General features: G+C 71.2%; 7 protein-coding genes. 1 reads left to right on the forward strand and 6 read right to left on the reverse strand.

What is annotated here, in order from left to right; all coding sequences use genetic code 11:
- Positions 1–465 precede the first annotated feature (465 nt).
- Genes HCC78_RS34975 through HCC78_RS24570 form a run of 5 tightly spaced genes read right to left on the reverse strand, consistent with a single transcriptional unit; the run spans position 466 to position 5,096 of the window.
- Positions 466–1,056, reverse strand: coding sequence for a transposase (locus HCC78_RS34975; protein ID WP_371743926.1), 591 nt, complete (start codon positions 1,054–1,056; stop codon positions 466–468).
- A 26-nt stretch (positions 1,057–1,082) separates the two neighbouring features.
- On the reverse strand, positions 1,083–1,784 hold the full coding sequence (locus HCC78_RS24555) for a response regulator (RefSeq protein WP_172331417.1): 702 nt from the start codon (positions 1,782–1,784) through the stop codon (positions 1,083–1,085).
- Positions 1,781–3,685 (reverse strand): ATP-binding protein, encoded by a 1,905-nt coding sequence (locus HCC78_RS24560; protein WP_172331418.1) that lies wholly within the window; start codon positions 3,683–3,685, stop codon positions 1,781–1,783. Before HCC78_RS24560 ends, HCC78_RS24555 begins: the two co-directional genes overlap by 4 nt.
- Before the next feature lie 2 nt (positions 3,686–3,687).
- Positions 3,688–4,737 (reverse strand): adenylate/guanylate cyclase domain-containing protein, encoded by a 1,050-nt coding sequence (locus HCC78_RS24565; RefSeq protein WP_172331419.1) that lies wholly within the window; start codon positions 4,735–4,737, stop codon positions 3,688–3,690.
- Positions 4,734–5,096 carry a group 1 truncated hemoglobin gene (locus HCC78_RS24570; protein WP_172331420.1) on the reverse strand — a complete coding sequence of 121 codons (363 nt, stop codon included), beginning with the start codon at positions 5,094–5,096 and terminating at the stop codon, positions 4,734–4,736. Before HCC78_RS24570 ends, HCC78_RS24565 begins: the two co-directional genes overlap by 4 nt.
- A 292-nt stretch (positions 5,097–5,388) precedes the next feature.
- Between HCC78_RS24570 and HCC78_RS24575 the strand changes: the two genes are divergently transcribed.
- A complete protein-coding gene (locus HCC78_RS24575; protein WP_172331421.1) occupies positions 5,389–5,574 on the forward strand; it encodes a hypothetical protein in 186 nt (61 codons plus the stop codon).
- Positions 5,575–5,586: 12 nt separating this feature from the next.
- Here the strand turns inward: HCC78_RS24575 and HCC78_RS24580 are convergent, their stop codons facing one another.
- Complete coding sequence (locus tag HCC78_RS24580; protein ID WP_172331422.1) at positions 5,587–6,147, reverse strand: toxin-activating lysine-acyltransferase; 561 nt, start codon at positions 6,145–6,147, stop codon at positions 5,587–5,589.
- Between the last annotated feature and the right edge of the window lie 390 nt (positions 6,148–6,537).

Genomic DNA, 6,537 nt, shown 5'->3' on the forward strand with positions numbered 1-6,537 from the left:
CGCCCGGCTCGGGCCGCCCCGGACGGCCGGGCCGCTGCGCAACCGGCGCGGTCCTCGGACCTGTGGCGGAACACGCCTCGCATCCGTCAGCGCATGCCCGTGCCGGGCGGCGTCCGGCAGAGCCGCGCCTGCGGACCGGCTGGCCGGGGCATGCGTGGCGCTGGAGCGCTTCCCGCCCCTGAAACCGGCTTCGGCATTGCGGCTGCGGCCGGCGGGGCGGGCCATCGGACGGGTTCCGGACCGGGCTGCGGGGCAGTGTCCTGTGCGGGGGGACCGCCGGGACTGCCGTCCTCCTTCGGCCGGACGCGCTTCATCGAGGCCCGGGCCTCCGCCAATGTGCCGTCGAGCGCGAAGCGGCCGTCCGGCAGCAGCGGCGCGGCCTCGCGATGCGCGGGAATGGCCGCCATCACCTTGCGCGGCCTGTCCGTGGCCAGCGGCCGGTCTCCGGCCCGGGGCGCCGCCCGTTCAAGGCCGAATTGATCCCCCCGGATCACTTCCGGGACGCCCTTCGCCCAACACGGGGCCACCGATGCCGAGCCCGGCGAACCGGCGGACCGGCAGGTCGCGGTCCAGCTGCGCCATCAGCTGCCGCCCGGAGCGGACGGAGCAGAGAATCTGGAGCAGGCTGCCCCGGATCGGCCGCTCGGGGGCGATCGGGGCGCGGCCACAACCGCCGTGGAGCGCCGCGAATCCGCCGTCGCGGCCGGCGGGCGCGTTCGCCATGGGCTTCGGACCGACGGCGGCTCCATGGCCCGCTTCGCCGCCTGCCGGTTTGTCCGCAGCGGATGCCGCGCCCGGATGCGCGCCTCCGGATCGGCAGGGCTGGACGGCGATCCGCTCGTCTCGTCCGCACCGCGCATGCCTGTCTCCGCCGCTGCTCCGCAGCGGGCGACCCATGTTCTGCAGCCGGCGTCGGGCCCCGGCTAGGCTCAGGAGCCTGTTAGGCCAGACGGAACGGACACGGTTGACCGTTGCCCGGCATGTCGGCCACGGACAGCCGCCCTGGCGGCTTCTGGGTGTGGAGCATGATCCCGGTCCTGCAGCGGCAGGGGCCATGGCCGGCGGGTCGAGGGCGGGCCGGATCAGCCAGGGTCGTATATGTAGCCGACGCCGCGCACGGTGCGGATCACCACCGGCTTCGACGGGTTCACCTCGATCTTCTTCCTCAGTCGCGAGATGCGGATGTCGATCGAGCGGTCGAACGGATCCCAGGCGCGGTCATGGGCGCCCTCGAGAATCTGGTCGCGGTTCAGCACCCTGCCGCGGTTGCGCGCGAAGAGCTTCAGCAGGTTGAACTCCATGGAGGTCAAGGGCATTTCCTCCCCGTCCTCGCTTGTCAGCCGCGCCGCGTCGAGATCGAGCCAGGCCTTGCCGAAGCGGAAGCGCGTGCGCTCCGGCGCTGCCTCGGCCGCGGCGGGCACGGTGCGGCGGCGCAGCACCGCCTTGATCCGCGAGGCCAGCTCGCGCAGGTCGACGGGCTTCGCCAGGTAGTCGTCCGCGCCCATCTCGAGCCCCACCACGCGGTCCACGGTTTCCCCGGCGGCGGTCAGCATGATCACCATCGGCGCCTCGGGGCCCTGCAGGCTGCGCAGCACCGACAGCCCGTCCTCGCCCGGCATGTTGATGTCGAGCAGGATCAGGTCGGGCCGCGAGGCCGCCAATGCCGCGCGCAGGCTGCCGGCGTCGCAGGCCATGCTGGTGCGGAAGCCGCGCTTGCCGAGGTATTCCGCCAGCATCTCGCGAAGGTCCGTCTCGTCGTCGCAGATCAGCACATGGTCGCTCATGTCGCCTGTCCCCCCTTCTCCAGCATGGCGCGGGCCAGCCGCCGCAGTTCGCCCGGCGCGACCGGCTTCTCCAGGCAGGGCCGTCCCGCCCCGTCGAGGAAGCCGCGCGCCTGCGGGCTCATCGTGTCGCCGGTGACGAAGCCGGTGCGCCGCGCCATTTCCGGGCGGTCGCGCAGCAGCCGTTCATAGAGCCCGCGCCCGTCCAGCCCCGGCATGTTCAGATCCGACAGGATCAGCGCGAAGCCGCCCGCCAGCGCCGCCGCGAGCCCGTCCTCGCCCGATCCTGCCACCGTCACCTCGAAGCCGTCGCGCGCAAGGATTTCGCGGATCAGGTCGGCCACGTCCTCCTCGTCGTCGATCACCAGGATGCGGCCGCGCGCGGCCTGCGCGGGTTCCGCGGCCTGCGCCCCGGCGGTCTCCGTGTCGCGCGTCACCGGCAGATGCACGCGGATCTCGGCACCCGGGCCTTCGCGCGGCTCTGCCGCGATGCGGCCGGCATGGGCGGTGACGATCCGGTGGCAGAGCGCCAGGCCCAGCCCGGTGCCGGACCCCGCGGGCTTGGTGGTGAAGAGCGGGTCGAAGACGCGGCTGCGCAGGGCGTCCGGGATGCCCGGTCCGTCATCGGCCACGCTCAGGACGACCGTTTCGCCGTCCGGCCCCGGCGCCAGCGACAGCCGGATCCGCCCGCCGGTGCCGCTGTCGCGGATCGCCTGGTCGGCATTGGCGACAAGGTTGATGATCACCTGCGCCAGCTGGTGGGCGTCGCCGCGCACCATCGGCAGTTCCGCGGCAATATCCGTGTCCACCTCCGCACCGATCCCCTCGGCGCTGCCGGCCAGCGCGTCGAGCGCGGTCTCGGCAGTCTCGGCCAGATCCACCGGCACGAATTGCGCGGGCTGCTGGCGCGCCATGGCGAGGAAGCTCTTCACGATCCGCGTGCAGCGCTCGGCCGCGTCGCTGATCTTGCCGACCCTTCGCAGCGCCTCGTCGCCGATCTCTTCCTCGCGCAGCATCAGCGCATGGCCGACCACGACCGACAGAGGATTGTTCAGCTCGTGCGCCACCCCGGCCAGCAGCTCGCCGAGCGCGGACATCTTCTCGGCCTGGAAGATCTGCTCGCGCTGGCCCGCGAGCCTGCGGCGCAGCTCCACCTCGCGCGAGACGTCGACCGTGGTGGAGACGATCACCTCCTCGCCGCGGTACTGGATCAGGCGCGCCGAGACCTGGCAGGGAAAGCGCGTGCCGTCGGCGCGGATGCCGGTGACGGCCATGCCGTCGACCCGGCCCTCGGGCAGCAGCGCGGTCACGAAATCGGCGCGCTCTCCGCGCGACGCGAAATGCGCATGCGTGCGCTTGGCTGTGCCCAGCAGCTCGGTCGCGGCGGGCGTGCGGTAGATGATCTCGCCGTTGCCGACCCGCGACATGATGATGTTGGCCGGGCAGGATTCCAGCACCTTGCGGACCAGCTGGTCGGCGGCGCGCTCGTTTTCCTCGTAGGCGCGCCGTTCCGTGATGTCGGTCTGCACGAGCACCAGCCCGCCTGCCGCCGTGGCGCGCAGCGCGATCTCGAAGGCGCGCTCGCCCGCCTCGAATTCCAGCGGCGCCGCCATCCGCTCGCCCTCGGCCAGCCGCGCCTCGGCAAAGCCGAGGCTGCGCCCGGTCTCGGGCGGCAGCCCGCCGCGCAGCACCCATTCGCGCAGCAGGATGTCCCAGCTCAGCCCCGGCGACAGCATGCCCGCGATGGCCGGATTCATCTCGAGGAACCCGGCATTGGCCTGGCGCAGCGCGCCGCCGCCGTCGAAGACCGCCAGCCCCTCGGTCAGGGCGTCCATCAGCTCGGCCAGCATGTCTGGACGCGCGGCTTCGCCCGGAGGCGGCGGCGGGACCGGGCGGGCCGGCATGCTCAGCCGTCCTGTGCCGCGCCGAGTTCGGCGGCAATGGCGAAGGCGGGTTCGGCTTCGCCGTCGGACAGCTCGGCCATGCCCGCCTCGGATACTGCGAAGCCGGGGCCGAGCGCCCGTGCGAGGACGGCATTTCCGACGATCTTCATCGGACGCGCGTGATAGCGCAGCCGGCTGGCATGGATCACCGCCGGGCCGAAGACGTCGTAGATGTATTTCTGCACGCCGACGACCGACCCGACGACCGAGCCGGAAGCGATGCCCACCCGGCAGGTCCAGCGGATCGGGTGCGAATTGTTCCGCTGCTCCAGGTAGCGCAGGAAGCGCACGGCGGCATCGGCGGCGCAGCGGGCATGGTCCTCCGCCGGGTCGGGCAGGCCCGCCACCGCGATGTAGAGATCGCCCACCGCGCGGATGCGGGCGCAGTCGAACTGCTCGCCGATCCGGTCGAAGGCGGTGTAGATGTCGTTCAGCTCGCTGACGATCACCGCCGGGTCATGCGCGGCGACCATGTCGGCGAAGCCGAGGAAGTCGATGCAGACGACCGAGACCGGATCGTAGAGCCGCGGGGTGACGACGCCGAAGGTCCTGTATTCCTCGTAGACGGTGCGCGGCATCATGTTGAGCAGGAGCTTCTCGACCTGCTCCTTCTCGCGCTTGATCTCGCGGGTGTTGCGCTCGACCATCATCGAATAGGAGTCGATCATCGACTCCAGCTCCTTGATCCGGCTGATGTTCTGGCAGACCAGAACGGCCACGGCCTCCTCGCCGTCGAGCGCTCGGTTGAAGGCGAGCGCCACGGTCATGGTGCGGCGGCGCAGACGGAAGGTCGTCTCGGTCGCGTAGCTGCCCTCGCCGTCGAGCCCGGCGCGCAGCGCGGCGGCGTCGAAGCCTGCGAACCGGTCCAGCAGCTCGCCGCCGATCTCGATGTCGCCGAACCATTCGCGGAACGTGTCGTTGGAAAACCGCAGCCGGAAGCTGTCCAGGTCGAGCAGCGCCACGCCGACGCCGATGGCCCGCAGCAGCTGTTCGTTGATCGCCGCGATGCTCACGGCGCCTTCTCCACCAGCGGACGGCGGGCCGCGAAGGCGCCGGTGATGGCCTCGATATCCTCCGCCGCGACGCCGTGATCGGACAGCGTGGCGCGCAGGATTTCCTCCAGCCGGTCGAAATGCAGCGGCTCGATGGCAAGATGGGCGTGCATCTTGGCGATCTGGTCGTCGGTATAGGAGGCCGGGCCGCCCATCAGCGCCGAGACGAACTTGGTCTGGTGATCGACGATCCGCGCCATGTCGATCTCGTCGAAGAACGGACCGACATCGTCGTCGTCCAGCAGCCGGTCGTAGAGATCCAGCACGATCTTGCTGACGGTGGAAAAGCCCCCGTAGCGTTCGAACAGCGTTTTTTCCATGGCGCCCTCCCTCCGGCCCCCGCGGGCCGCCCGCTCCAAGCGGAAAACTTCGGAACAGGTGTCGAGCATGGCGGATACCGGTCCTTCCGGGCAAGGATTTCCTGACTTCATGCCGATAGGACCGTCCTGCCGTTTCAGTCCGGTGTCGCGGCGGGCAGGGCTTCGTTTCGATTGTTTCAGCGGGCCGTCCCGGTCCGAATCAAGCGAAACGCTCGCGCGGCCCCGGCGGCATCGGAGCGAAACATGGCTGCGGCAGTCTGGAGGCGTTGCCAACCATGCCGGGAGCAGGCCGATGAAGGACCTCAACGAACTCCATGACGCGCTGGTCGCGCGCCGCCGGGCGCGCCGCCTGCGGATGCGCAGGCTTGCCGAGCTGCCGCCGCGGCTGTGGCGCGATGCCGGGCTGCCGGGCCATGGCACCGGGCCGGGACGTCGGCAGATGCCGGAGATTGCCGCGCTCCGCCTGCCGCCGGTCTGAGTGCGGGCCGCGTCAGCCCGCGGCGGCCTCTGGCGCGGGCGCACGGCGCGCGCCCATCTTCTCCAGCGTGGCCGGATCCACCAGCCGGGTGATCAAGGGATGCAGCTTGAGTTCGCCTTCCTTGGCCACCTTGCGGAAATTGGCGATGACCGTGGCCGCGGTCGCCTGGTCCGGTGCCACAATGTCGAGCAGCCAGTTGATCCTGCCGCTTGTCCAGTCGGCGGGCTTCAGCCGCACCGGGAAGACCCCGCTGGCGATCTGCTCGCGGATCGAGGCGTCGACCTCCTCCGACACGCTGGCCCAGATCGCGAAGCCCGCCATGTCCTGTCCGGGCGCGGGTTCCGCCCCCGCATAGGCGACCGCGATGCGGTCCTGCAGCATCGGGTCGAGCACGAGGTGCTGCAGGTCGCCCAGCATCTGCGCCCGGTAGCGCGGCTGCATCATCATCGCCATCACCACCTTGCCGAAATTCTCGCGCAGCGCCGCGCGCAGCCCCGAGATCTGCCGCGCCACCTCCGGGTCCAGTCCCGCCGCCGCGCCTGGGGCGCCGTCCTGCCGTGCCGTGTCATCCATGTCCCGGTCTCCCGATCTGCGCGCGATGCGGCCGCCCGCATGCGCATTCTCCCCTCCGGCCGGGGCCGGAACCCGGCCCAAGGAGAGGCGCCGCGGCCGGATCTGTCAAGCACCGGGGCCCCGCCGCCGCGCGCGCGGGCCGCCTGCAGCCGCGGCCGGCATGGAATACCCTGCTTTGCGCGCCAGCCGGAAGACTTGGCGGAAACGGAATGTTGCCGCAGGGTGAATCGCTAGTTAAGACTTGAATACGAAGATTGGAAGAACGCCATTTCCGGCCTGTGGGGGGCAGGACGCGTCATGGCGGCGGACGTGTTCCGCCGCAGTCCGTGCCGTTTCCTCCTGCGCCCGCGGCATGCCCGGTGCATGGCCCGCAGGGAAGGACATTCGGCC

The sequence above is a fragment of the Mangrovicoccus sp. HB161399 genome (assembly GCF_013184745.1).
GTDB lineage: Bacteria > Pseudomonadota > Alphaproteobacteria > Rhodobacterales > Rhodobacteraceae > Mangrovicoccus.

Bases quoted from the DNA above. Each gene is read 5' to 3' on its own strand.
- HCC78_RS34975 (WP_371743926.1), bottom strand. From the start codon at position 1,056: ATGGCCCCTGCCGCTGCAGGACCGGGATCATGCTCCACACCCAGAAGC.
- HCC78_RS24555 (WP_172331417.1), bottom strand. From the start codon at position 1,784: ATGAGCGACCATGTGCTGATCTGCGACGACGAGACGGACCTTCGCGAG.
- HCC78_RS24560 (WP_172331418.1), bottom strand. From the start codon at position 3,685: ATGCCGGCCCGCCCGGTCCCGCCGCCGCCTCCGGGCGAAGCCGCGCGT.
- HCC78_RS24570 (WP_172331420.1), bottom strand. From the start codon at position 5,096: ATGGAAAAAACGCTGTTCGAACGCTACGGGGGCTTTTCCACCGTCAGC.
- HCC78_RS24575 (WP_172331421.1), top strand. From the start codon at position 5,389: ATGAAGGACCTCAACGAACTCCATGACGCGCTGGTCGCGCGCCGCCGG.
- HCC78_RS24580 (WP_172331422.1), bottom strand. From the start codon at position 6,147: ATGGATGACACGGCACGGCAGGACGGCGCCCCAGGCGCGGCGGCGGGA.